Source organism: Gimesia sp., from assembly GCF_048262075.1.
In the GTDB taxonomy this organism is placed as follows: domain Bacteria; phylum Planctomycetota; class Planctomycetia; order Planctomycetales; family Planctomycetaceae; genus Gimesia.
Window position 1 is genome coordinate 1 of record NZ_JBLXFK010000023.1, and the last position, 25,241, is coordinate 25,241.

Sequence of the window (25,241 nt, forward strand, 5' to 3'; positions counted from 1 at the left end):
GACCCGCAGGCATACATTAAGAACTGGTGCTGTTCTGCCAACTGATTATCTGGAAAAAACAGGCTTGTTTTTAGTGAAGATCTGGAACAAGTGGCTTGTGTTTCAGTGCACTGTAAACTGGTCACGCGCGCGACTCAGTTAGGCGCTTATTCTGGTGGAGGGCAGGGGGGAGTCAAGTCGAATCTTTTCAGTGGTTGAGTGTCTGATTTTGTGAGGCCGGCAGGAGAGGCAGGGGGATTAATCAAAGAAAGCTCCCGATCATCATAAAGATCATCGGGAGCTTACCAGGAGCAGCAGGAACAAAGCTCACTTTTTATTCAACACCAACGTAGAGGGCTGGAGTTTTCATGAATACGTTCATCGTCGATTTGCTGCTGAACAGATACAGGCGACCTTTGTACCAGGAGGCGAAGTCCAGGGTACCTTCTTTGTCATCCTGTTGATCAACCAGCGTGACGATATCACTTCCGCCGGCAGCCGGTGCGTATTTCGCTGGCTCGCGGTCAAATTTCAATTTGTTTTCCAGTGAGGCAAACTGATAGTTCATCGATTTGTAGGAAGAACTGAATTCCGGTCGGGCGTCGACCAGCAGTCGATTGTCTCGCAGAGCGACCGGGCAGAAGCCTTTCAGCCCTTTGATATTTCCCCGGCTGGCAATCAGAGCCAGTTTCTTCTCAATCGAACTTTCGTGCTCACTTGCGGCAACCTGTTTTTGCGGTGCAGGAGCCGGGGTGTCCAGTTTCTGTTCGGGTTGAGCCTGGAAGGGGTTGTCTTCCAGTGGTTTTTCGACTGTTTTTTCTACAATTTTCTCGCTGGGTTGTTCAGCCGGTTTTTCAGTCTCCGCGAGTTTCTCGGCAGGCATTTCTGTTTTCTCTGCCACTTTTTCGACGGGTACTGCAAACGGATTCTCTTCCGTTGCCACCTTTTTGACAGCTGGCTGCGGTTCGAATGGATTGAATTCTTTCGCCGGTTTTTCCTGAGCAACCTGGGGAGTTTTCTCCTGGGCTGGTGTTTCAGGTTCGGCTGGTTTTTCAGCGGTTTTCTTCAGACCATTTTCTTCCAGAGCCAGGCCACTGAAGGGAGTGCTGGCCGCTTTTTCATCCACTTTGGGTTTTTTCAAGCCGTCGGCTTCTTCTTCAGACATTTCCGGAAACAGGTCTTTGAATTCGTCTTCCGGATTGACGGCCACTTTTGCCGCTTCAGGTTCTGTCGATTTTTCGACGATCACGGGCATTTCCGCAGCCGCTTCTTTCGCCCGTTTTTCGGCAGCGATTCTCTGGTCTTCCAGTCGTTCTTCTGCTTCTTCCCGGAGTTCTTCGAGCTCATCTTCATCCAGTTCTCCCACAGCGGGCGTCATGGTTTTGACGACGGACTCGGGAGTGGCAGTTGGTTGTTCTGGCCCGGCTACCAACGGTTGGGTCTCTGGTGCAGGAGCAGGAGGAAACGCTGGTGTAACGGGTTGTTCTGCTGATTCCGTTACCGGAGTTTCGACGGGTGCTTTTTTGGCAATCTGATTTGACTTAGGCAGCCGTTTCGGAGTTTTCCTGGTTTTGGATGGCAGGAACATTTCGTACCATTTTTTCTTGTTTTCCGATTCTTGTGCCACGTTTTGCTGTGGTGCAACGATTACGTTTTGTGGTGCTGCCTGCTGAGGAACAGGAGTGGCCTTGGCTGTGGCTGCAGGAGTCTGCCGGGCAGCGGGATTGGTGTTAACAGTACCCCGTCCGCTACCGGCATTGCCAGCTGTTTTAGGGAGTGCCTGCATTGACATGGGAGGCATCTGCCGGCCATCGCGGCGGTATAATGCTTCCAACTGCCGTTGAATTTCACTCTGTCCCGGTTTTGCTTCGGACAGAGGAACCGCAGTTTTGTACTGAGGGTCTGTCGATTGAGCGCCACCTTTTACAATCACCTGGCGTTTCTGTTCCGGTTCGCTGCTCTTTTTCTGAAAGAGTGCTTTCGGATTCAGAGTGAAACCGGCCTGCTGTATCTGGGCTGGCTGTTGTTCTGTCTGAGGAAAACGGACACGTGGCAGAGTAGGATTGCGACGTGCTGAATGCATTTCACGTTGAATGGCATTCTTCAATGTACTTTGCGGGTTCCGCACTGTCTTGGTACTTGAACGTGGTTTTGAATTGAATTCAACGGAAGTGTCCTCCGCAGAAAGATAATTCAAATTCGTAAGCACTAAGCCAGAAATTGCGCTAAATAAGATAACGCGAGCGGAGAAGCGAGTTCCTGCTTTCATCTCCTGAAATCTCCTGGTTCCTGAGCCTTGAGTTCTGTGGAAAAGTGGTTTCACAACAGTACTCAAAAAAGTTGCCGAGTGAATGATTTCTCGAATCGACGAGACTTCATTAATCGGGATATTGCTTTCAATTGGTTGGTTCCACATAATCGACACAATCATGCAGACTAGCCCTGCTGGGAATTCTATCGTCGTTAATCTGCTCCGGTTTTGATGCCTATGTCGATTGTAGAACTAGAATCTGGCGGGATCTTTGTAGCGACCCGAATGACCGTTTTTATCGACAATCTCGCCGCAGGGTCGCCATCGGCTGCAAATTTGCTATCTTTACATTGATGGGCGAATGGTTCATCAGGCAGTTCGTTCAACAAGTTATTGAAGTGTGGTAGCGGTTTCTGGATTCGAAACGGCGGAATTAAAAGGAGTTACAACGATGCAAGAACAACAGGCAGTACCAGAGAAGTCCGGTGAAAAAGCGAGTGAAAACCGTCCTTCAGCACCACAGGCAAGACGCTGGTTTACTCGCGGTCTGGTGTTGTTGTTGGTGGTATCCGTGCTGTTGAATCTGGGGTTTTATGCCTGGTATCAGGAGTACTTCACAGTGGGAGGTGGTCCCACAGAGCAGTTTGAGACCGGCGATCAGTTTGCGTTAGACAAGATCGCGATCATTTCGATTTCGGGTACGATCATGCCTCCTTTTACCGAACGGATTCTGGAATCGATCAAAGCAGCGCATAAAGACGATCGGGTCAGAGGAATTCTGCTGGAAATCGACAGTCCCGGCGGCCTGGTTGCAGACAGTCATCAGATTTATCATCGCCTGGTCGAACTACGTAAAACGAAACCCATCGTGGTTTCGATGAAACGGATGGCTGCTTCCGGTGGCTATTATGTTGCCATGGCAGCCGGTGAAGAAGGAGTGATCTTTGCAGAGCCAACCACCTGGACCGGTTCACTGGGCGTAATTATTCCCCGCTTTGACATGAGTGGTCTGGCAGAGAAAGTGGGTGTGGTTTCTGATCCTTTGAAAACGGGGGAGTTTAAGGATGCTCTCAATCCTTTTCGAGAGATGTCCCAACGGGAACGGGATATCTGGGACCATATCCTGGATGAATCGTATCAGCGATTTTTGAACATCATCACGGACAACCGTAAAGATCTTGATTATGAACAGGTTAAGAAACTGGCCACAGGGCAGATTTATCCGGCAACCGACGCCAAAGAGAACGGTTTGATTGATGAAATCGGTTACCAGGAAGATGCGCTGGCCCGATTACAGGAAATCACAAAACTCAAAAAAGCGCGTGTGATAAGATACAGACATCCTGCTACACTGGCTGATATACTGCTAGGCTCAGCAGAAGCCAGTCAGGTGGAGAATCGAAAGCAGGCGCTGCTGGATTCCACGGTCCCCCGCGCCATGTATTTTTCTTCCTGGCTGGGGGATCTGCCCGGGTTACAGTAGTCTGTGTCTGAGTCCACAAAGATATTTCAGAAATCAAGCTTCTATGTTTGCACAACAAGAATCCATTCCTGTTAACCAGGATCCGCTCCTGAATGACCCGACTTTGTACCAGGGACCTTCACTACTCTGGTCATTGCTGGAGAGCGGAGTTACTTTTCTGTATCTGCTGTTCTGGATCTGGATGCTCGTCGATTGTCTCAGGAAGGATCCAGACCGATTTTTATGGTTCTGGGTGATCCTGGTCTTTCAGCCATTCGGGGCGCTGATCTATTTCTTCATCCGCTGGCTGCCTACGAACCAGTTTCAGCTGCCGGAATTTGCCAGACCTCTGCTGCGCCAGCGTCGATTAAACGAACTGGAAACCGCAGCGATGCAGATCGGCAATGCTTACCAGTTTGTGCGCTGGGGTGATGCATTGAAAGATGCCGGCGTTTTTCAGAAAAGTCTGGCCGCCTACCAGCAGGCATTGGCTAAAGAGCCCGATAACCTGCAGGCGCTGTGGGGCGCAGCGCAAATGAAGATGAAGTTCAAAGATTTTCAGGAAGCACAATTGTTTTGCCGGAAAGTACTCGCCATTGATCCGGAATATAAGTTTGGTGATGTTTCGCTGATGTATTGTAAAACACTCTGCGAACTGGATACGCCAGAAAAGGCACGAGAGCAATTAATGACTCATACGCAGCGGTGGCGGCAACCGGAGGCGTTGTATCTGCTGGCGTCTCTGGAAGCAGAAGCAGGAGACCACCCGACGGCCCGGAAGACACTGCAGTCGATGCTGCTGGACATCAATGGCAGTCCTCGTGGAATCGCACGCAAGTTCGTTCGCTGGAAAAGTAAAGCGAAACGGCTGCTGAAAAAACTCCCGAAAGCATAGCGCGAATCGAATGTTTCCTCTTTCTTCCATCACGGTTGACTGGATTTATGAAAATTCTTTGCATGGAACTGCATGATTTTCAAGCCATCTTTTTCGTAGATCTTCACTGCGCTGTGCGGGACACCGGGGACGATAAGTTTCTCGAATGGAATCTTCAGTGATTTCAGATAATCCATATACGCAAGATTGTTCTGATAATTGAAGCCTTTAGTGCCAACATGAATCAGGATCGGCAGCTCCGGTTCCGGTTGCCGGGCGTACTTCCGTGCCAGGTCGTAGGTGTTGTCACCTTTCGCAAATACCAGGCCCGGCCTTTCCTGGCCGTTCTCTTCCGAGATTCGTTTTTCGGTCGAATGACCGGCACCACCGGGGGCTGCAGAACAGAAGAGCTGCGGATGTTTGAACATGATTCTGGTTGTGCCTCGACCTCCCTGTGAAAATCCTTCAATGCCTCGGCCTTTACGATCCGCGATAGTGCGATAAGTGGCGTCAATGTGGGGAATCAACTCTTTCACAAAGATGTCTTCTCCCATCGCATTTTTTTGGTCGGCCATATTGTAGTGACTGACGGGGCCGCCGTTAACGAAAACATAGATCATCGGCGCCACTTCACCATTAGAAATATGCTCATGCATCTGCTGCGCCAGACGAACACTTTTGGTTTCGCTGCCAGGTCGACCGCCGTGCAGATAGTAGACTACCGGAAAACGTTTCTGCTCATTTCCTGCAGCGTTGTACTGGGGTGGCAGATAGATGCAGTAACCGACGTCAACATTCATGGAAGGGCTGTGAAATGTCGCATGTTGCACTCCCGGAATTTTCAGCTTGAGTTCATTCACCCATTGAAACGGTTTCTGCTTTTTCTTCGGCTTTTGTGCTGACGCAGAACTGTGAAGCAACAGAATTGTGATCGCGATCGTAACGGCGAGGATTGATTTAAGCTGAAAGCGCTGAAGTTGCATGATAGAGTCTCGTATTCTGAGGGACGCTTTATTTAACATAGCTCATGGCGGCACAGAAGGGAGCCGCAACGGTTTCCGTTTTGCGGCCGATATAATCGATGCTGACTACCTTCTTGTCCGGGTGGGGATTTTTCCAGGTCGTCATATAAAGACGCACGCGACAGTCATATCGCCCTGCGGACTTGTTATCATTTTCCCAGACGACCTTGCTGCCTGATGGTGCTTTTTCATCTTTGCGGAACCACCAGTCGCGTACATCTTCACCGTAGACAATGGGGATTTCTGTTTTGCTTTTGTCGTCGTAGTGGATTACATATTCTCCCACCCGGGTCCCATCTTGAACATGAGTCTTTGAGCCTGGCAGACTGGGGCCCCCTCCGAAAGCGGTACCCTGAATGATATACAACTCTGATAATTTGTGATTGACTTCAATTTTGAGGACCTTATCAGGGCATTCTTGTTTCTTGAGACTGCCAAGCTGAATAATTCCTGTGCCGAGCTCAAACTCGACATCGCCAAAATTATATGTGCCGGGGGGCAGGCTTGGATTGTCGTACTCGGCTAATTTCTTCTGCATTGTTTGTGTGAAATATCCGGAAAGATCTACCGGAGTAAATTCTTTCTTATCTGTCGTTTCATCCTCAGCGTACGCGGCAGAAAAAGAGAGCATACAACAGATCAGGCTTAGAAAGATTCGACGGTTCATGGACAGGTCTCCATTCGCTTACCAGGAAGTACGCTGGATTAAAGGGCAGCTGTGTGTGAAAGCAATGCTTTGTGAATTGTAGATTAGTTTAAAAATCTCGTCCTTGAGATTGAATCAAGGATAGAAATGATTGTATCCAGGGCGGCACAGTGTGTCTAAGAGAAACATGTTAATTCATAACAGCTTCTACTTGTCTGAAAATCAAGGGGAGTCTTTGCAGTCGGAATTCCGATCCGAATTTCTGGCTAAATGATTCCATGCAGCGGGCCGCCAGGGGCGCCCAGCTGATCGACACGGCGGGTGATCTCCGGGTTTTCAATTAATGGAGGGGCGTGCCAGGGTTTGATTCGGGCGTCGATGACCAGGGCACCACGACAGCCCCAATGCTTGTTTTCGGTAAAAGCGTCGATGCCATCAATGTCGCTGGCGGGATTGGAACGTGTGAAGACCGTCCATAAAAAATTGTTGAGGCTGGCAGCGGCAAATTCACTGTCATCGACGAGCACAATCAGCGGGAACTGATTCAGGGAGTGGCTGGAAGGTAGTTCTGCTGAGAATCGGCGCAGGTCCTGATTCTGGTCCTGGTAAGCGGGCGCTTTGACAGCTACGATTCCTGGTAGACAAAGTCGGGGATGTGAGAAACCATCGGGCAGAGAACAGTCTGCTGGAATCTCTGTCAGTAGTTTTCGTTTCACAGGACCGGCCGCCGCCATGACGACTTTTGAGCCGGAGTTGAATCCGGTTCCTGAATAATCCAGGGTGTCGATGGTCGTGCAGGTCTGAAAATGCAGATCGCGCTTCCAGTCAATCCGTTCGAGCAGATGAGACAGAAAATGCTCAATTTCTTCTGCATCCAGGTCGGGACGATCTTCCCGGGCCACGATCATCAGGTACTTCGCCAGGCTTAATTGCCCCTGTCCGAGAATCGCATTGGCGTTCGTCAGAATTTCCTGAGGCTTTCGCTCCTGATCGTAGGGTGTATAGCGTTCGCTGCCAATCGCCAGGAGCAGTGGATGCACGCCTGCCGCATCGACGGCATTGACCTGGTGTACGCCGGGAATGACCGCAGGAATTGCGGGACCGGTAATTTCATGAATAATGGCACCAAAGGCGGTGTCTTCCTGTGGAGGTCTGCCGACAACGGTGAAAGGCCAGATGGCATCGTTGCGATGATAGACGGCTTCCACATTCATCACCGGAAACGGATGTGCCAGGCTATAGTAACCCAGGTGATCACCGAAGGGGCCTTCCGGTAAGAGATTCTCAGGATCGATCCAGCCGGTAATACAGAAGTCGGCGTCTGCATAAATCGGCAGACCGTTTTTGTTCTTCACCATTCTGATGGCGCGTTTGCTTAATGCACCGGCGAAGGTCAGTTCGGAAAGCCCCTCCGGCAAAGGCATCACGGCTGAAAGCGTCATGGCAGGACTTCCGCCGACAAAAATGTTGACTTTGAGCGGCTCACCTTTTTCAATCGCTTCCGCATGATGCACGCCGATACTGCGATGAATCTGATAGTGCATGCCGAGCTGCTGGTCGGATTGATAATCGTTTCCCCCCAGTTGAATACGATACATTCCCAGGTTGGAATTCATCAGTCCGCCCCGTTTGGGGGATTCTGTATAAACCTGCGGCAGCGTGACAAAGGGGCCGCCGTCATCAGGCCAGCTTTTGAGTTGAGGCAGATCGCTGATACGAATCTGGTTCTCCATCACAGGCCCGGTCCGGCGTGCGCGGGGCAGCATGTGGAGCAGGGAAAAGGGGACACTTTTATATCGGAAGGGATGTTTCCAGAACTGGGAGGGATCGACTTTGAGTTCGACCAGATGGTTGACGGCCTGCAGGGCATCTCGAAAAATAAAACGCGTGCGTTCCATGGTGCCAAACAGATTGCTGACCATGGGAAAACGGCAGTCTTTCACATTGGCGAAGTAGACTGCCGGTCCACCCGCCTGGTAGACGCGACGCTGGATTTCTGCCGCTTCGAGATTCGCATCGATTTCCTGCTCGATTCGAATTAACTGGCCTGTTTGTTCCAGGTCGTTCACACATGCACGCAATCCACGGTATCCCATCGGGGCACGGTTCCATTAATCTAAAATTCATAGTTGATCAGTTGAGATTTGCCGGCTGAAGCGTAACGCTTGCGGGAGAATTATAGCACGTTACGATGAATCTGGTACCACTCCGATGTCTGGTTTCTATTTTCATTCCCGCTTTCATTCTCTATGATGCGCCGCATAACGCTCATTCACTTTTCTTCTCGTTCAGCAGCTCTTTTAGAAATCAGTTTCATGGAAGTTTGGATCAATGGCTTGATTTTGATCATGTTATCGATTGGTCATGCAGAGCTCTGGATCACATTTATTAACCGTACACATGCTCTCCCGGTTCACGAGCCTTTGCTCAAAAAAACAAGGCACGTGACTTACTTCATGATTCTGGCATTTCCGCTATTTCTGTTTGTGATGGTGGGCCTGAACTCTCCCGGTGTGTTGCGCGGTGGCGAGTGGAGTCAGCTTTCCTTCTGGTGGAAGCCAGTGTTTCTGATTTGTACTCTCGGTTTTATCGGATTACTTATTTCGGGTTTTAGACATCTGTTCTACCGTGCCCCCCGACAGCAAACAGAGAGCCATTCAGAAATCATAAACGTTCGTGAGCGGCTGGGGCAGACACTGATCGGAGACGGACCCTATCACTTTCTCGCTGGTCTGCCCTTGAATGAAATCTTCAGTGTCGAATTTACTCGTAAAACTTTTGTGATCGATCGACTGCCGGCAGCGTGGGACGGGCTGACGATCCTGCATTTGAGCGACCTGCATTTCTCGGGAACGCTGACGCGGGACTATTTTCGTGAACTGTGTCGGATTGCTCAGGAATCCCAGCCAGATCTGATCATTTTCTCAGGTGATCTCGTCGATGAGATGCATTGTCTGGACTGGCTGGACGAAACGCTGGGACAGCTGCAGGCTCCTCTGGGACGATATTTTATCCTGGGGAATCATGACTGGAATCAACTGAGTGAGCAGATACGAACGTCGCTGACTCGCCTGGGATGGATTGATATTTCTTCGCTCACATTGCGACTGGAACACGCCGGTCATTCGATGTTGCTGGCAGGAACGGAAGTCCCGTGGATGGGGCAGCATCCTGAGTTACCTGCCCAGGAGGGAGATGAATCAGCGGATTTCCTGCTGCTTGTCAGCCACACACCAGATAACTTCTTCTGGTCCTGTAAACAGGGATATGATCTGGTACTTGCCGGACATACACATGGCGGACAGATCAGACTGCCTTTGATCGGGCCGATCTTAGCTCCCAGTTTGCATGGGACCCGCTATACCAGCGGTACATTCTACCGGAAATCGACGTTGATGCATGTCAGCAGAGGGATATCAGCGATTCATCCTCTGAGATGGCGGTGTCGACCGGAATTCAGTCTGTTAACACTGCGGACGGGCAGATAATCCGAGTTCAGCGCTGTACAGGCTGTGCAGCGGATGCCTGCCGGACCGACCCGTTTTCGGAAATATGAAATTCTGCCCAGATCGGGAGATGATCAGAAACCGTGAGTGCTTCTTTCTCTGAAAGTTTGAAGCGGGTCCGAAAATCATAAACGCCCGTCCGGCCTGTAAATTCCTGAGAACGACGACGACTGAATAGAATGTTATCGTACTGTTTTGATTTTCTGGTGTTGGTAGGTGTTTTCGAAACGGTCCACATGATGTCCGAAACCTGCCCCAGTTCACCCAGGTGTTGATCGTCGACATTCAGGTCACCCAGCAGAATGACGTCATCTTCCTGGCTGCCATCATTGGCGACGACCCGGTAAACGTCGTCCAGAACATTCAGTTCCTGGTCCGTTTCATCCGGATCGGTATGGATATTGATCAGAGAAAATGTAAAAGGATTGCCGCTGGAGGGGCTGAGTGTCTGGAAATGAGCAACATAAGGCGGACGATGTAATTTGTCGTATTTATCAATGACCGTGTAAGTCCATTTTTCGTTGACGGTGATACGGGCTGTATTATAGAAGTAAGCGTACTGTTCCTTGCTGGCCGTGCGACCCTGGCGTGGCCCGACCAGACAGCCGTACTGCTGCTCTCCGGCATTGAGAATCTTCAGAAAGTCATCCAGAAACGATTGATCTAACGCACGGATTTCCTGGATTGCGACCACATCAAACTGCTGAATGATACGGGCCAGGATCTGGGGGACTTCCGGTTTCTGCATCTTGCTCTGACCGAAAACCTGAATGTTAAAAGTGGCGATACGAATGGTTTCATCCGAGCGGGGCAGATCAATCTCAGTTGCATCCCAGTCCGAGGGAGTCGACGGGGAGACCGTCGATGAGATGATATCGGTGACCCAGCGCGTGACCTGTTTCGGTTTGACGCCGAAATGGAACATACCTCCACCCATCAAGCCGATGAGCAGCAGCGTCAGTCCGCGCAATTTCCAAGATTTGACGAGAGACGTTTTCTTTTTGGGTTTTTCAGCCATAGTACCATCCGTGGTAATGCGTATGACGGGAGTATCGAGAGAATCAGGGAGGGGAGAAGTCAGGAAGGGTTGAGAGTTGAGAGGGGCATAATCTAGCAGATTTCAGAATCAGCGCGTAGAGCAATTTTCAATCGGATCAGCAGGAAGAATTGCCTCCGCTTGCTGTGGGTTCTCTGATGCGGTAGGCTTGTTTTTAGTTTGAGATGCCGTTTATGTGTTACGCTGTATCTCTTAGAATAACAATAGTTTACATAATAGGGTTGCAGACCTTGTCGCGTCGTTTGACCATTGTAGTTCCTTCTCTCAGCCTGGGCGGTGCCGAGGGAGTTGCAGCGATGATGGCGAATCATTGGGCAAAACAGACGCATGAAGTGACCCTGATCACTCTGGATTCCGCGGAAGCCGATACCTTTTCGCTGGAGGAAAGCGTACACCGAATCGCACTGGATCTCATGCAGGATTCGGAAAATCTGTTCCAGGCCATCTCCAATAACAGGTTGAGAATTAATTATCTGCAGGCAGCGATTGCCCGTTCAAATCCAGATATTGTGATCAGTCTGACGGACCGGATGAATGTATTGACGCTGTTGGCGACCGGAAAGATGCGCTGTCCTGTCATCATCTCAGAACGCTCAGACCCGCGCCATCATTCGATCGGCAGGCTCTGGTCGTTCCTGCGAAAACGAACTTATCCGCGTGCAAGTGCCCTGGTTGTTCAAACTCAGGGAGTGGCTGATTTCTGCAGACAGTGGTTGAAATCGACTCACATCGAAGTGATTCCGAATGCGGTGCCAATAGCCCGTTCTGGGGAAGTCCCTGCTGTTTCGCCCGAAATGCTTGCAGCACGAACTCCTTCAAAAATCATTCTTGGTTTGGGGCGTCTCTCCTACGAGAAAGGTTTTGATCGTCTCCTGGATGCATTCGCTACCATCGCAGCAGAGTTTCCGGAGTGGCAGTTGCGAATTCTGGGAGAAGGTTCTTTGCGTGAGTCACTTCAGGAGCAAATCCGCAAACTGGGATTGCAGGAACAGGTTGAGTTAGCGGGCTGGACGTCCGAACCGGAGTTGCAGCTGGACCAGGGAGCCATCTTCGTATTGCCTTCCCGGTATGAAGGTTTTCCTAATGCACTGCTGCAGGCGATGTCCCGTGGTCTGGCATGTGTGAGTTTTGATTGCGAGAGTGGGCCGGCTGAGATCATTCGACCAGAATTGGATGGTCTGTTGGTTCCTGCGGGTAACAATTCAGGACTTGCGCAGGAGTTAAAACGCCTGATGGGGGATGCAGCACTTCGACATCGCCTGGCTGTTGAGGCGCTGCAGGTAACAGAACGTTTTTCTGTTGAGGAATACTTTCTGCATTGGGAGCAACTGATCGATCAGGCCATTTCCGAAAGTAAAATATGATGCAACAGTATGTAATACTCCACCACGACCATCCCCAAGTGCACTGGGATTTAATGTTGGAAGAGGATGGGGTTCTCAAGACCTGGAGACTTCCGGTACCGCCCGAGATCGATCCTGCTTCCGATGAAACGTCACTGGATCTAACTGCCGAGTCGCTGCCCGACCATCGGCTGGTTTACCTGGAGTATGAAGGACCTGTGAGTGGAGAGCGGGGCACCGTGACGCGTTGGGACCGGGGATCGTTCACGCTCCTGGAAAAAAAAGAAGGTTTATACGTGGCGTTGCTGACTGGTGAAGAACTTGCCGGACGTGTTACGTTGAAGAAGACCGATCAGGAAAACCAGTGGGACCTGAACTACACGCCTTTTTTCTGATCACGAACGGTTACCACACAGGGCCTTACTGTGAGTCTGATTCGGATTTACCTGCGATCCGAAAGAGGCCGGTGTCCACGGATAAAGCTGTCAGCTCGGGCAGTTCCGGTTTGCGACGATCCAGATAGACGATCAAGGCGTCATTCCCATTCATCTGTCCCCACTCGATGAACCAGCCTTCTTTGCGTGCCATTCGGATTAGATCGGTCAGGGTTTCGTCTAGAGGAATAGGCAGCAGACCGGCACGCGCCTGTTCCAGTTCCAGTACCAGACGATTCTCTTTCATCAACCAGGGTTTGAATCTGAGACTGATGATACCCGACCATTTAGATAGAGTCAGATGAAAGCCCAGTTCGACCTGATTCTTTTCAAACCGGATGCGCGGGTCGGTCACACCATCGGGAACCCATTCGTTATATTTCTGATGGAGTTCTTCAGCCAGCCAGGCATTGACCTGCTGTTCGCTGAACTCCTGTGACCAGAGGGGCTCTTGATTGCGAACATCGTTCACAACCTGCATGGAACGCTGGACAAACTCCTTGGCTTCCTCCTGCCGCACTTCCGGTACTGCCTGTTCCTGCAGCGCTTCCTGATAAAAATCAGGGACCTGAGCAGAGGACCAATACAGCCCCCCGGTCATCCCCCCCAGGAGTAGCAGCACTAATAAAAAGAACAGCAGGAAACGTTTCATGCAGGAATGCTAGGTGGCGTCGTGGAAAGCGTCAAGACCGGTACCAGTGGCCGGAGAAAGCTCAGAAAACGTGAAAATGCACTAAGTTGTATCTCTAAATATACTTGTCGGATGGGTGGTGGTCTTTTATGATCAGTCGTCTGAATCGTATCTACCGTGAGACGCTTGGCTACCCGGAGTGTTTTCCACGACTTGCTTACACCCTGATCGCTTTCCCTGCGAATGATAAGAGTCTATTTATGAGTACTGTTCGAACGCGTTTTGCCCCCAGTCCCACAGGCTATATGCACATTGGAGGCATGCGGACCGCGCTCTTCAACTGGCTCTGGGCAAGGCACAATGGGGGGCAGTTTATTCTTCGGATTGATGATACTGACCAGGAACGTAACCTGTCTGAGGCACTGGGTCCCATTCTGCAGGCCTTCAAATGGCTGGGGCTCGACTGGGATGAAGGTCCTGAGGTCGGCGGCGAACATGGACCCTATTTTCAGTCCGAACGAAATGAACTGTATCGGGCCGCGGTAGACCAGTTGCTGGCATCCGGGAAAGCGTACCGGGATTATGATACCCCCGAGCAGATTCAAGCCGATCGCGAAGCAGCAAGTCAGGAAAAGAAAAACTACCTGAATATTCGTCGCTCCCTGGAACTGACTGAGAGCGAACAGGAACAATATGCAGCGGAAGGGCGTCCGTCGGTAGTTCGTTTGCTGGTCCCCCGAGATCAGAAAATTCAGATTGATGATGCCGTGCGGGGCCACGTGGAATTCGATGCCGGACTGATGCCTGATCCGGTGATCCTCCGCGGGAATGGAACGCCGCTGTACAACCTGGCGACAGTCATCGATGATGCCCAGATGCAGATTTCGCATGTCATTCGAGCAGAAGAGCATCTTTCCAATACTCCGGTACAGGTACTGATTTATCAGGCGCTGGGATATGAACTACCTCAATTCGCACACATTCCGTTTGTAGCAGCGCCAGGTGGAAAAGAAAAACTGAGCAAGCGAAAGCTGGATAAATATCGTAAAAGCCCGCAGTTCAAGAAAATGTTCGATAAGGCGGAAGCCGTCTTCCCGCGGATTGGCCTGGAGAACGCCGGCGGCCTCGATCCGGTCATGGTCGAATATTACGAAAAGATCGGCTACCTGCCCGAAGCTATCCTCAATTCTCTGGCCCGACTGGGCTGGTCATTGGATGATAAGACAGAATTTATGTCATTGGATACGATTGTCGAGAACTTTACTCTCGACCGGATTGTCAAAGCTGCTGCAGGCCTTGACCCTGATAAATTGCTCAACTTTCAGTCACATTGGATGAACCAGCTCTCTCTGGAGGAAAAGATGGCACTTTGCAGCCCGTTTCTGGAGAAAGCGGGTCTGGTGGCAGATGCCAGTCAGCCCGAAACCAAAGAGCGAATCAGTCGCGTGATTGTCGGCATGGAAGACCGGTTGAAAGTCGCCAGCGATATTCTGGAGTTCGACGAATTTTTTGTAGCCGACGATCAACTGGAATACGATGACAAAGCCTTTAAAAAGCGGATCCAGAAACCTGAAAATGCAGTCGCTCTGTTGGAAAAATTTAAGGATCAGCTGACTCAGGCGGATGATTTCTCTGCGACAGCCCTCGATCAGTTACTGCATGATTTTGTGGAAGCCGAAGGAATTGGTATGGGGCAGATCATTCATGCCCTCAGAGTTGCTGTCAGCGGCAAAGGAAACGGGATCGGGATGTTTGATTGCCTGTCGATTCTGGGAAAAGAGAGTTGTGTCAGGCGGATCGATCGGGCAATCAGTCAGGCTTAGAACGCCTGATCCAAACTGAAAATACCAAACAGGCGTGGCCTGACATTGAGAAATTCCATTAAGGAGTAAGGGATGTCAACTCCCGAAGAAAAAACGTCAACCGATTTCATTCGTACGATCATTCAGGAAGATAACCGCACGGGCAAACATGATGGCCGTGTGATGACACGTTTCCCCCCTGAGCCCAACGGATATCTGCACATCGGCCATGCCAAGTCGATCTGTCTGAACTTTGGGATCGCCAATGAAAATCCGGGAGGGCTTTGTAACTTGCGGTTCGACGATACGAATCCTGAGAAAGAAGATGTCGAATACGTTGACTCCATCAAAGAGGACGTACGCTGGCTCGGCTTCGACTGGGAAGATCGGGAATATTTTGCCTCCGATTATTTTGATCAACTATTTGAACACGCCGTGACACTGATCAAAAAGGGGAAAGCCTACGCCTGTGATCTGCCTGCAGACAAGATGCGCGAGTACCGGGGAACCGCGACCGAACCTGGTAAACCCAGTCCGGGAAGATCACGTTCTGTCGAAGAAAACCTGGATCTGTTCGAACGCATGAAGAATGGCGAATTCAAAGAAGGGGAATACGTTCTGAGAGCGAAGATTGATCTGGCCTCTCCGAATTTCCACATGCGTGATCCTGTTATCTATCGCGTCAGACATGTGCACCACCACCGGACGGGAGATAAATGGTGCATTTATCCCATGTACGATTACACGCATTGTATTTCCGATTCGATTGAAAAGGTGACCCATTCCATCTGTACGCTGGAGTTTGAAGATCATCGTCCGCTCTACGACTGGATTCTGGAAGAACTGGAAATCTTTCATCCTCAGCAGATCGAATTTGCGCGGCTCAACATGACTTATACCGTGATGAGCAAACGCAAACTACTGGAACTCGTAAAAGGTGATTTTGTTTCCGGCTGGGATGATCCTCGTATGCCCACGATTTGCGGGATGCGGCGGCGTGGAGTGACTCCCGAGTCACTGCGGGCATTCTGTAAAACCATCGGTGTTACTAAATTTAACTCGATGACAGATAAAGTAGTCCTGGAGAACTGCATCCGCGATCACTTAAATCAGACTGCCCCCCGTGTGATGGGAGTCCTGAATCCGCTTCGCGTGGTGATCGACAATTATCCTGAAGACACAGCAGAAGAACTTGATGCCGTCAATAATCCCAATGACGAATCAGCGGGAACTCGTAAGGTGCCATTCTCCAAGGTGATTTACATCGAAAAAGAAGACTTCATGGAAGATCCTCCGAAGAAGTTCTTCCGTTTGTCGCCCGGCAAGGAAGTTCGACTGCGGTATGCCTACTTCGTGACGTGTGTCGATGTAGTCAAAGACGAAAATGGAGAAGTCGTTGAACTGCATTGCACGTATGATCCGGAAACGAGGGGGGGAGATGCTCCCGATGGTCGCAAAGTCAAAGCAACTCTGCACTGGGTTTCAGCAGCGCACGCACTGGATGCAGAAGTCAGACTGTACGATCACCTGTTTAGCACACCTGATCCGGATGATGTTCCCGAGGACGTCGATTACAAAACCAATCTGAATCCCCATTCGCTGCAGGTCTTGAGTGGGTGCAAATTAGAACCCAGTCTGAAAGAAGCTGAGCCGGGAAGTCGGTTCCAGTTTGAAAGACTGGGCTACTTCTGCGTTGATACTCGCGAATCCACTCCCGGAAAGCCGGTTTTTAACCGTACGGTGACTTTGCGTGATACCTGGGCCCGACTGGAAAAACAGCAGCAAAACCAGCCGAAAGGCAAATAGGACGGCGCAAAAAAAACACTCGTCGAACTGAGGTTCGACGAGTGAGCCCATGCACTTCAAAGTGCTCATGTTTTAACTTTGAGTTATGGTGTTCTTTGTGCTACGGAAATCTCGCTGTTCATCGAGACCGGAGCTGACTGTTCAGAGCGGGGAACCCGACGGGTCCAGCCACTGGCACGAACGATTGATGGCAGTGGTCGTTCTGTTGTATCAGGTTCATAACCGGCACGACGTGTGGGAGGGAATGCCGGTGCCGTTGATTCCTGAGGAACATCATACGAGGAACGTCGGAAAGACGAATCATCATCCAGGCTCGACCGACGAGGATCGGTGGCAGGATCGCGTTTGTATGGTTCCCCGTTTGCATCAAACGAGTCATCGTATTTTTTCTTGTTCAGAGCTGATCGTTGACGGACGGGCTGTGGTGCTTCTGCTGAAATGTAAGGTTCAGGTGAAGGCAGCAGAGCGGTTGTCGTACCATTGAATCCACCATTGGAGGGATACACGTAAGCAGTCCGAGTCGTGGGAATCGATCGCATGACGGTAACCGGTTTCATTGCGGTCACAGTGGTTTTGACATAGCGTGTTGAATTCACGGCAACCTTACGTGTTGTGGTGTAAGGCACCATTTTCGCGACGTTGTATGTGACCTTTCGAGACTGCTGTACGGCAACCTGTCGTGTGACAGGTACGTTTTGCACAACAACGTTAGGCACATAATGTCGGGTGGTTTTGTACTGTGGTGTAAATGCCATTCGCATGGAGTACCCGGTACGATTCATCCAGCCCATTAAATTCGGGCGGTTATCGTAGTTACAGGGAGTGGTACGAGGGATGCACTGACGTTGGGTGACCCAGCGTCCCATGTCCTTCTGCACCTGGCGGCACTCGGTGACATTCTGGTAGGTGGTGCAGGGAACATCAACAGTTCTCGGCTCCATCACCTGACGATAGGCAGTCACCTGCTGATCGACGTATTTGGTTTCAACGACCGGTTTCATCACAGTCTGCTGAACAGGCCGATACTCTGTGACGGGAACCTGACGATAGGTTGTCTGGGTTACCGGAATCGGACACTGGACCACAGGTTGTGGACAACAGTTTTGCACGACCGGCGGTGGTGCACAGGAATTACAGTTGTTAAAGGGCAGCCACTGAGCCTGGGCAGTACCTGCAGCCAATGAAAAACATGTAATCCCCACTACGGGAATTGAACGAATGACGCTTTTTAACATGAGCATGTCCTACAAAGAGAGTCTTTGAGAGGGGGTATTTGATGGAGTTAATGTGAAGTGTGCAACATCTGGCAGCTAAGGCTTGCCGCCGAACCATTGCGATGGGGCAGGTTTTTTATGAAATATTGAAATTTGGGTCAAGTGGGATTCCACAAAATGCCGATACCCGTGTTTTTGAATGATGGGTTGTTAGGCCTAATCGTCTGCTTTCAATAGAGTTACGAGATTTTGTACTTTTTATGAGATTGGTCGATCCCCAAAAATTTAAAGCAGGATCAGCAGGATTAACTGAGAATGTTGATCTCTGCGATACCAGTTTGCCGATGAAATCCTTGTGATCGGGCAATTTACGTACGTCAACCGGGGAGATTCCTTCCTGATGACATCAAATATTTATATGATCAATGCTGTATTAAAGTTTTGGTTTTAATGGACTTACACCTTTAATACAGACAAGATTCATGTTGCCGGCAATACGGAGATTGCTGTAAACTCACAAGTTCGAAATACGCGAAATGCTCTCATAGACTCGATCCCTTCACTTCTGCCCGGTTGTTTAGATCGAAAGAGAGATCGACTTAAGTAACACACGGAAGTGTTCTGTGGATAATCTCTCCCCCGACAATCAGGAACGGTCTTTCCTCAGCGAGACTCTGGCTGCGATGACACAGTTTGTGATCACGCATTCCAGATTCAGTCTGGCCTTTGCGCTAATCGTCTCGATTGGCTGCGTGTTGCTGACCGTATTCCGACTCGAATTCAAAACAGATCGCGCTGATTTAATCGATCCGACGGCAGCCTTTCATAAGAAATGGATCAACTACACCGAAAGCTTTGGCAGTTCGTCTGATCTCGTGTGTGTGGTCGAAGCGGATTCACCTGAATCCATCAAGTATGTATTACGAACACTGGGACAGCGCATTGAAAAGCATCCTGAGCTGTTCGAAAATCCGTTGTATCAGATAAATCCTGGTGATTTACCCTCCAAAGGGCTTCAGTATTTAACGCCGCGCCAGTTACAGGCGGGACTGAATCGACTTGATGAATACGGGCCGATTTACCGCAATGGACGCTGGGATCTGACTCAGGTCGATTTGCTCTATGATCGTCTGCGATATCAGATTCAGTCACGCTCAGCCAGTTATCGTGGTGCTGATACAGACCAGTATCTGGAACCCCTGTTTCAACATGCCGCCACACTATCCAGTAGTATGGCGCGGTTTCTGGCAGATCAAAACGATTTTCGTTCTCCATGGCCTTCCATTGTTCCCGTGAACGAACGCATGCGCGAACGCTCTCGTGAAGTGATTTACCTGCTCAATGAAAACGGTACGATGGGCTTTCTGAAAGTCTTTCCCGTTCATCAGGAAGATGGTTTTGACGGTGCGACCAAAGCCATTGAAAAGATGCGTGGCATCATTGGTGAGGTGGTCGCTGAAAATCCGGAAGCCAAAATCAGTCTGACCGGCATCCCGGTTCTTGAAAATGATGAGATGCGTAAGTCGAAAGCGGATATGATTAACGCTTCGATCATTTCCTGCTTTGGGGTAGGACTGTTGCTGTTTGTTGGATTTCGCGGTTTTCGTCATCCCTTATTGGCATTGTTGATGCTGGCGGCGGGGATGGCCTGGGCCTTTGGTTATACCACACTCACGATTGGTCATCTGAATATTCTCTCGATCTCGTTTGCCGTCATATTAATCGGCCTCGGAATCGATTTTGGAATTCATTACCTGGCAAAATACATTGAACTGAGACAGGATGGGGAAGATCTCGAACCGGCACTGCTGCTGACCTCCCGGACGGTGGGTACCGGCATCGTGACTGCTGCGATCACAACGGCACTTGCTTTTTATTGTGCCGGTTTGACACCATTTCTGGGGATCGCCGAACTGGGCTTTATAGGCGGTGGTGGAATTCTGCTGTGTGCGGTCGCCACATTCATTGTTTTGCCCGCGCTGCTTTCACGGGCCGACAAAGGCGTGGAAGTCAAACAGATGCCGACCCCCTTTCAGGGTAAATGGCTGCAGAAATTAATCATCCGCTTCCCACGATCTGTCGCGATTACCTCTCTGGCGATCGTGGCTTTCTGTGCCAGTCAGATGGTTCACAAGACGGATAGTGGCTGGAGTTCCAAAGTCGTTTATGATTACAACCTGCTGAATCTGCAGGCTTCCGGACTGGAATCGGTAGAAATTCAGAAACGCATTTTTAATGATGCCCAGAATTCACTGTTATTCGCGGTTTCTGTAGCTGACAGTCCTGAAGAAGCGCGAGAGTTGCGTAAAAAATTCGAAGCCCTGCCTGCCGTTCACCATGTGGAAGAACTGGCCTCGCGCGTTCCCGCTCATCCTTCACAGGAAACCAATCTGCTCGTACAGTCCTACCGAGCGCAGTTGACACATTTACCTCGTGAAGTCCCACAGGTCAATCGTCTGAATCCCTCAACCATTGGACGCAAGCTGGAACAATTTTATATTCTGTTGTCGCGCTATAACCATCCGACAGCCCAGGCGACTGCCCGGATGCTCGATCAGTTTCTCAATCGTTTTGAATCGATGACTTTAACACAGCAGTCCCGGTTCCTGGACGAATTCCAGTATCGAACGACGGCTTCACTACTGGGGCAGTTCCAGGCTTTACGCGGCGCATCAGATTCGACTCCCGTGCGTTTTTCGGACCTTCCCCGTTCTTTGACTTCACGCTTTGTCAGTGCAGAGGGAAAATGGTTGATTCAGGTCTATCCCCGCAATCATATCTGGGAGATCGAACCTCTGGAAGAATTTGTGAAAGAGGTCCGTTCGGTTGATCCCGATGTGACCGGCACACCTTTACAGAATTACGAAGCAGCCCAGCAGATCAAGTTGAGTTACAAGACCGCTTCTATATATGCCTTAGCTGTGATCTGTATCGTCCTGTTAATCGATTATTTGAGCCGCAGTCATGCAGTGATGGCATTGGTCCCCGCGGTGATTCTGGCGGTTTGTACCTGGTTTATTCTGTTTAATCGAGGGACACCCATCAGTATTGAAGCAGCGATCGGCATGTTTCTTATTATGAGTTTTGGAGTATCCTTTGTTTTAGATCGAGGGAGTGTCTGTCACGCATTACTTACCATGCTGCCGCCTGTGGTAGGGGGGATTGTCATGTTTGGAATCCTGGCGATGACTTCAATCGATCTGAATCCTGCGAATCTGATTGTGTTGCCTTTGATCCTAGGAATTGGCGTCGATGACGGCGTACACGTGGTGCATGATTTCCGTATGAAAAAGGGTCCCTACAAGACTTCGCCCAGCACCATCAACGCGATTGTGATGACATCGCTGACCTCCATGATTGGTTTCGGCAGTATGATGGTTGCCACACATCGTGGACTCTACAGCGTGGGGCTGGTTCTGGTAATTGGTGTCGCCTGCTGCCTGTTTATCTCACTGGTGACTCTACCGGCGCTGCTGACCTGGATCTCCAATCGTCAGGAATCGGCTGATTCGGTCAGCATGGATGATGAAAACGGCTCTCAGCGGAATCGTAAGAAGAAGCGTCAAAATCAAGAGCGGATGGAAGCCGCTGCCTGATGCCGCTCACATGATCCAACCGCCGCCCAGTACGCGGTCTCCATCGTAAAGAACCACTGCCTGACCGGGGGCAACGCCGTATTCCGGATCGTCGAAGGTGACACGGAAGCGGTCTTCGTCCAGAATTTCGACTAGACAATCCGCTTCCTTATGCTGATATCGTATCTGGGCCTGGCATCGGATTTCTGAGCCAGGGTCATCAATCAACCAGTTACAGCGATTCGCTTCCAGAGAGTTGCGCGCCAGCTCGTCTCGGGTTCCAATCACCACGCGATTCGCTTCTGGCTCGATTTTGATCACGAAGCGGGGCGTACCAAAGGCAACTCCCAGACGCTTACGCTGACCGATCGTATAATTCTCATAGCCGGTATGTTGTCCCACGACGTTGCCGCTGGTATCAACCATTTCACCTGCTGTTTCCTGTGGGCCCCGGTAGCGATTCAGAAAACCAAAATAGTCGTTATCGGGAATGAAACAGATCTCCTGACTGTCTGGTTTGTTGGCCGTTCGCAGCCCGGCTTCACCGGCCATCTCCCGGATTTCGGGCTTCACGAATCCACCCACGGGGAAGATGATTTTGTCGAGCAAGCCACGATTGATTCCGAACAGCACGTATGACTGATCCTTCGATCGATCGAGACCACGAATCAAAGCTGGCTGGATTTCCCCTGGTACCGACGTCAATTGAGCATAGTGGCCTGTTGAAATATATGAGGCTCCCACCTGTTCTGCAAATTCCCAGAGCTTACCGAACTTCAGCCAGTTATTGCACATCACACAGGGGTTAGGAGTACGCCCTGCCAGGTATTCATCGGCGAAGTAGTCTTTGATTCGTCCAAAAGCGTCCTTAAAGTTCAAGGCATGGAAGGGGATATCCAGCATGTCGGCCACGCGGCGGGCATCTGCAGCATCACTGGCCGAGCAGCAGCCTTGCTTGTGAGCTTTGAGATTCAATACCGGCAGACTTTGTTTGTCTTCCGTTGCGCAAGCAGTCTCTTCAGTCGCGCCGGACCGCATAAACAGTCCGATGACTTCATAACCCTGTTCCAGTAATAAATGAGCGGCTGCGGAACTGTCCACACCACCACTCATTGCCAGGACAACACGCTGAGACATATCAAAATAACTCGATGTAAGATACAGGAAATCACGGGAAACTCAGTCCCCATTATAGGCGGCTTCCGTAATGATCACAGTTAAGCAGGCCGCGGAAACCTGCGAATTCGAATGAAATCGGGCTTTTTCGGCTCGTAGGAGAACCTTAGAACGTATCACATTTAACCATAGCGTCTGTCAAGCTAATCTACTCGGTCCAAATGGATCTGGAGACACTACGGTAAAACTGCATACAGTCTAGTGCTTTGTCAAGCTGGAAATTGAGGGTTAGGTGTGTTGTTTACGTGCTCCGTTGTCGCACTTTCTTGATATCTCTCAACCCAAAATTTAAAAATGACACTCCACTAATTTGCTTCCAGGTCGAGATGTTGTGCTTCCGGAATCTGACGCTGGATTTCCGCTTCGATTTTATCAATTTCGTCTGCCAGCATCGTCAATACATCTTCTGTATAAGTCAGACAAAACAATTCGAAATCCTGTTCGCTTTTGATTTCCGGATAAGCGGCCAGTGCTTTCTTCTTGAGACGTTTTGACAGTTCGCGGGAATTAAAGCTGAGGTCCGCTTTGATGCGATAATTATCAATGGACAGGATACGTGAACGAAGATCGATGACTTCATCCACGAGTGGGTTGTTATTCAATATGCGTACGACCTGTTCCCTGGTTCGAGGAGGAATGCTGGGCCCGACCAGCAATTCCTGATTGCGAATAATCAGCCAGACTGCGATTCCCCCCAGCAGCACACCAATCCCAATGGAACCAATGGCATCCCAGTAATGATGCCCTGTAATCTGGGTCAGTATGATCGCTATCAATGCGATGATGACACCCACACAGGCGGCACCGTCTTCCAAGATGACGGCTACAGCAGCCGGGTCTGCTTCTTTACGCAGATATTGATGGAACGGCCGACCTTCCCGGGCTGCGTTTTTCCATTCCCCTTTAAGTGCCAGGAAAAAGACGATGCCATCAATAACCAGGGCGAAGAGTAGGGCGGCGATGGCCCATTTCATTTCTCCCAATACCAACTCCGGTGGATGAAACAGGGACTGCACGCCATGATAAATGGTAACACCACAACCCAGAAAGAAAATACCGACTGCTGAAATGAGCGCCCAGACATACCGTTCGCCCGCATAGCCGTATTCAAACCGTTTGTCTGGCACCTGGTCCGCGCGCACCAGGCCAATCAGCAACAGTACCTGATTTAGAAAATCAGCGACTGAGTGAATTGTTTCGGACAGCATGGCACCGGAGCCTGTGATCAAAAATGTTGCTCCCTTGACAACCGTGATTACGGCATTACCGATCAAGGCGGCAATCACTGCGAACCGGGAATTGCTTTGCGCCATTCTTTGCTGCTCCACTTCAGGTGAGAAAACTCCATCGGGTAATATTCCTGATTAAAATAGCACAACAGAAATGAGAGTTCCATTCAAATATTCGCTCTTATAGGGATCGATATTACTTTTGTTATCTGAGATTCCAGATCGCAAATGGAAATATCGGACATTAAATTCTCAGTCTACTAACCAGGCGCAGGCAATCAGATCATTGATTCACTCTTTCTGAGAGTGATCGGTAAAAATACACAGGATCGAGATCGACAGGCAGTCCCGAGACACCTCCATCACCTGTTTCCACGATTTTGTATGTACCGTCCGTTAGTGCAGCAACATCAATCGTAATAAAGGAAGATTTAAACTGACGTGCGATATTTTCCCATTTCTTGAGTTCGCTTTGCGGTAAAGAGTAATTCTCCAGAGGAAAGACGATGATCTTTCCATTCCAGAAGAAGAGTCGTGTTTCTTCCACAAGAGGCATGCCACGCATGTCATTTCCATGGGTGATGAGAGGCATGAACTCTCGCAATACTATACCGCGGTTGAATAGATTCCCTCGTTCTTCCCGGAAGACCTTGTAAATTTCTTTAAATCGCTTTTCATCTGTACCGGCAGGAATAAAGCAGCCGTCATTCCAGCGATTTTTAGCTGACTTTACCCAGTCTTTGATCATGACATCGGAACCAGAGAAATCTGAATAGAGTCCCCATGCTGATTCAATATCATCGCCTGAAATCCAGGTGGTACGGGCAGTCTCGTGTCTGATGAGTGGATATGCCAGAGGGAGATAGTGCGCTTCTTCATAGGCTTCGGGAGATGTAACCAGTTCATATCCCCTTGTTCGTACAGCCTCGTAGAGCTTTGCATAGGTTTCTCCCGGCAGCATCCAGCCCCTCAAGATGAGCTTTTGTAAATACGTTGACACAGGTAAACCCTGTATTGCAATTGTAGATTCACCCTGTTCAATCGCATCATGATCATAAAAGACCGTTTTCCATCCGGCTGTCAGTGCCGCTTCATGTTCTTCTGAGAATGCCGAGTCAATTTCATTACGAGAGAACGCTTCATGGGGAAAGAGGATCAGATTGGACATGCTGCAATGGTCCTTATTCAACTTTGTAGTTGATCATGGGAGCATAGATATTCCTGGGGTTACAAT

At 50.0% G+C, this 25,241-nt stretch carries 18 protein-coding genes; 8 read left to right on the forward strand and 10 right to left on the reverse strand.

Annotated elements, in window-relative coordinates; all coding sequences use genetic code 11:
• Nucleotides 1-313: 313 nt before the first annotated feature.
• On the reverse strand, nucleotides 314-2,107 hold the full coding sequence (locus ACN0YH_RS26320; protein ID WP_417382583.1) for a hypothetical protein: 1,794 nt from the start codon (nucleotides 2,105-2,107) through the stop codon (nucleotides 314-316).
• 574 nt (nucleotides 2,108-2,681) lie between these two features.
• Here ACN0YH_RS26320 and sppA point away from each other — a divergent pair.
• Both sppA and ACN0YH_RS26330 read left to right on the forward strand, forming a co-directional pair.
• Nucleotides 2,682-3,713, forward strand: a complete 1,032-nt coding sequence (gene sppA / locus ACN0YH_RS26325; protein WP_417382584.1) for a signal peptide peptidase SppA — start codon at nucleotides 2,682-2,684, stop codon at nucleotides 3,711-3,713.
• Nucleotides 3,714-3,756: 43 nt separating this feature from the next.
• Nucleotides 3,757-4,587: a tetratricopeptide repeat protein gene (locus ACN0YH_RS26330; RefSeq protein ID WP_417382585.1), complete on the forward strand. Its 831-nt coding sequence runs from the start codon at nucleotides 3,757-3,759 to the stop codon at nucleotides 4,585-4,587.
• Nucleotides 4,588-4,616: 29 nt separating this feature from the next.
• On the opposite strand, the gene ACN0YH_RS26335 is transcribed toward ACN0YH_RS26330, so the two are convergent.
• The 3 genes from ACN0YH_RS26335 to ACN0YH_RS26345 all read right to left on the reverse strand — a co-directional run bounded on the left by ACN0YH_RS26335 (nucleotide 4,617) and on the right by ACN0YH_RS26345 (nucleotide 8,330).
• The gene (locus ACN0YH_RS26335) at nucleotides 4,617-5,549 is read right to left on the reverse strand and encodes an alpha/beta hydrolase (protein WP_417382586.1); all 933 of its coding nucleotides are present in this window, start codon (nucleotides 5,547-5,549) and stop codon (nucleotides 4,617-4,619) included.
• 28 nt (nucleotides 5,550-5,577) lie between these two features.
• Nucleotides 5,578-6,255 (reverse strand): hypothetical protein, encoded by a 678-nt coding sequence (locus tag ACN0YH_RS26340; RefSeq protein ID WP_417382587.1) that lies wholly within the window; start codon nucleotides 6,253-6,255, stop codon nucleotides 5,578-5,580.
• Nucleotides 6,256-6,500: 245 nt separating this feature from the next.
• Nucleotides 6,501-8,330 (reverse strand): UbiD family decarboxylase, encoded by a 1,830-nt coding sequence (locus tag ACN0YH_RS26345; protein WP_417382588.1) that lies wholly within the window; start codon nucleotides 8,328-8,330, stop codon nucleotides 6,501-6,503.
• 219 nt (nucleotides 8,331-8,549) lie between these two features.
• On the opposite strand from ACN0YH_RS26345, the gene ACN0YH_RS26350 reads away from it, so the two are divergent.
• Complete coding sequence (locus tag ACN0YH_RS26350) at nucleotides 8,550-9,722, forward strand: metallophosphoesterase (RefSeq protein ID WP_417382589.1); 1,173 nt, start codon at nucleotides 8,550-8,552, stop codon at nucleotides 9,720-9,722.
• A 7-nt stretch (nucleotides 9,723-9,729) separates the two neighbouring features.
• Here ACN0YH_RS26350 and ACN0YH_RS26355 read toward each other — a convergent pair whose 3' ends face one another.
• A complete protein-coding gene (locus ACN0YH_RS26355; protein WP_417382590.1) occupies nucleotides 9,730-10,758 on the reverse strand; it encodes an exonuclease/endonuclease/phosphatase family protein in 1,029 nt (342 codons plus the stop codon).
• 269 nt (nucleotides 10,759-11,027) lie between these two features.
• On the opposite strand from ACN0YH_RS26355, the gene ACN0YH_RS26360 reads away from it, so the two are divergent.
• On the forward strand, nucleotides 11,028-12,161 hold the full coding sequence (locus ACN0YH_RS26360) for a glycosyltransferase family 4 protein (protein WP_417382591.1): 1,134 nt from the start codon (nucleotides 11,028-11,030) through the stop codon (nucleotides 12,159-12,161).
• A complete protein-coding gene (locus ACN0YH_RS26365; protein WP_417382592.1) occupies nucleotides 12,158-12,535 on the forward strand; it encodes a DNA polymerase ligase N-terminal domain-containing protein in 378 nt (125 codons plus the stop codon). The genes ACN0YH_RS26360 and ACN0YH_RS26365 overlap by 4 nt, the downstream gene beginning before the upstream one ends.
• Before the next feature lie 25 nt (nucleotides 12,536-12,560).
• Here ACN0YH_RS26365 and ACN0YH_RS26370 read toward each other — a convergent pair whose 3' ends face one another.
• Nucleotides 12,561-13,226: a hypothetical protein gene (locus tag ACN0YH_RS26370; RefSeq protein ID WP_417382593.1), complete on the reverse strand. Its 666-nt coding sequence runs from the start codon at nucleotides 13,224-13,226 to the stop codon at nucleotides 12,561-12,563.
• Nucleotides 13,227-13,354: 128 nt separating this feature from the next.
• Between ACN0YH_RS26370 and gltX the strand changes: the two genes are divergently transcribed.
• Together gltX and ACN0YH_RS26380 are read left to right on the forward strand one after the other, a co-directional pair.
• Complete coding sequence (gltX, locus tag ACN0YH_RS26375; protein ID WP_417382594.1) at nucleotides 13,355-15,028, forward strand: glutamate--tRNA ligase; 1,674 nt, start codon at nucleotides 13,355-13,357, stop codon at nucleotides 15,026-15,028.
• A 72-nt stretch (nucleotides 15,029-15,100) separates the two neighbouring features.
• Nucleotides 15,101-16,813, forward strand: coding sequence for a glutamine--tRNA ligase/YqeY domain fusion protein (locus tag ACN0YH_RS26380; RefSeq protein WP_417382595.1), 1,713 nt, complete (start codon nucleotides 15,101-15,103; stop codon nucleotides 16,811-16,813).
• Between the two features lie 83 nt (nucleotides 16,814-16,896).
• On the opposite strand, the gene ACN0YH_RS26385 is transcribed toward ACN0YH_RS26380, so the two are convergent.
• Nucleotides 16,897-18,048 carry a hypothetical protein gene (locus tag ACN0YH_RS26385; RefSeq protein ID WP_417382596.1) on the reverse strand — a complete coding sequence of 384 codons (1,152 nt, stop codon included), beginning with the start codon at nucleotides 18,046-18,048 and terminating at the stop codon, nucleotides 16,897-16,899.
• 602 nt (nucleotides 18,049-18,650) lie between these two features.
• Between ACN0YH_RS26385 and ACN0YH_RS26390 the strand changes: the two genes are divergently transcribed.
• Nucleotides 18,651-21,623 carry an MMPL family transporter gene (locus ACN0YH_RS26390; RefSeq protein ID WP_417382597.1) on the forward strand — a complete coding sequence of 991 codons (2,973 nt, stop codon included), beginning with the start codon at nucleotides 18,651-18,653 and terminating at the stop codon, nucleotides 21,621-21,623.
• 6 nt (nucleotides 21,624-21,629) lie between these two features.
• On the opposite strand, the gene mnmA is transcribed toward ACN0YH_RS26390, so the two are convergent.
• From mnmA to ACN0YH_RS26405, 3 genes are all read right to left on the reverse strand, one after another.
• Nucleotides 21,630-22,739, reverse strand: a complete 1,110-nt coding sequence (gene mnmA, locus ACN0YH_RS26395) for a tRNA 2-thiouridine(34) synthase MnmA (RefSeq protein ID WP_417382598.1) — start codon at nucleotides 22,737-22,739, stop codon at nucleotides 21,630-21,632.
• Between the two features lie 344 nt (nucleotides 22,740-23,083).
• Nucleotides 23,084-24,091 carry a cation diffusion facilitator family transporter gene (locus ACN0YH_RS26400; protein WP_417382599.1) on the reverse strand — a complete coding sequence of 336 codons (1,008 nt, stop codon included), beginning with the start codon at nucleotides 24,089-24,091 and terminating at the stop codon, nucleotides 23,084-23,086.
• A 199-nt stretch (nucleotides 24,092-24,290) separates the two neighbouring features.
• On the reverse strand, nucleotides 24,291-25,175 hold the full coding sequence (locus tag ACN0YH_RS26405) for an ATP-grasp domain-containing protein (RefSeq protein WP_417382600.1): 885 nt from the start codon (nucleotides 25,173-25,175) through the stop codon (nucleotides 24,291-24,293).
• Nucleotides 25,176-25,241: the final 66 nt, after the last annotated feature.